Source organism: Acinetobacter sp. YH16052 (genome assembly GCF_013417155.1).
GTDB lineage: Bacteria > Pseudomonadota > Gammaproteobacteria > Pseudomonadales > Moraxellaceae > Acinetobacter.
In genome coordinates this window covers 1-1,130 of sequence record NZ_VPEO01000191.1, presented here as the reverse complement: position 1 = coordinate 1,130, position 1,130 = coordinate 1, and the positions used below count along the sequence as shown (strand labels likewise).

Annotated in this window: 2 pseudogenes; both read right to left on the bottom strand. The window is 41.7% G+C overall.

Annotated features, from left to right (window positions below):
- Positions 1–453, bottom strand: a pseudogene (fadH, locus tag FTV42_RS17230) (NADPH-dependent 2,4-dienoyl-CoA reductase); the annotation flags it as partial.
- A 433-nt stretch (positions 454–886) separates the two neighbouring features.
- Positions 887–1,130 (bottom strand): annotated as a pseudogene (locus tag FTV42_RS17225) (exodeoxyribonuclease III); the annotation flags it as partial.

Here is a 1,130-nt window from a genome sequence, read left to right as displayed (position 1 = left end):
ACTAGCTGTTTTCGCATAATCTTCAATGGTATTTAAAATTTGTCTTTCACTCATTTTACGTGGTTTAAATGGTGAAATTGGAGATTTAATCGGACTTGCAGACACCACAAATGGTTGAGAGCCAGAGCGTCCTGAATGCAGAATTTGCATTAAAATTTTCGCACCATGCTTATGTACGGCATGTGTCACTAATCGATGTGGTGCAACATCGCCCAATGTATTCATAGTACCGCCCGCAGGCAATAACCAGCCTTGACGGTTAGGTGAAATACCACCTGTAATAATTAAACCCACGCCACCTTTGGCACGTTCGCCAAAATAAGCAGCCAGTTTTGGATAATTATAAAAACGATCTTCCAAACCCGTGTGCATTGAACCCATCACGACACGGTTTTTAATGGTGGTAAATCCTAAATGTAATGGTTTTAGAATATTTGCATAGCGAGTTGTCATGATGAGTCCTTATATAATGAGCTTTGCAACTTGTTGCATGAATACTTTAACCGATTTTTATAAACTGTTTATGACTCTAAAGTTCGACTGTGTGGCGCAAACGTCAATTTATAGGGTCTGTTGACACTTCGTCTATGTTTGCGACGTGAGAGATATATCTCGCAAGATTTTTAGCTGATATAAGGCATGGGACAGGAAATTTAGTCATTCTAAATGACTGGCACATAACGCAATAGCAGCAAAAAATATGCTTGTCCTTCGCTGCGCCTTGCGCTGCAAACAAAGCAGTGCTTGTTTTTGCTCAGGCTGTGGCTAAAACTTTCTCAGATTGCGTTATGAAACTTGGCAATAGACCCACTATTCCCTGCGTTTCATGCCTGATCTGCTCAGTTTTAGCCTACAGCGCAAACCATTTATGAAATGTCAATAGACCCTAAATCTTATAATCAATAATCACGGGAGCATGGTCACTAAACCATTCGTCTTTATACACCCAAGCATTGACAGTGCGTGCTTTCCAGTCGGGTGAACAAGCATGATAATCAATCCGCCAACCAACGTTCTTGGCACGGGCTTGCCCGCGATTTGACCACCAAGAATACAGCTCCGCTTCATGGCGCACTTCACGGAAGGTATCGACATAGCCCAAATCATTGTAAATATGATCTAACCATGCA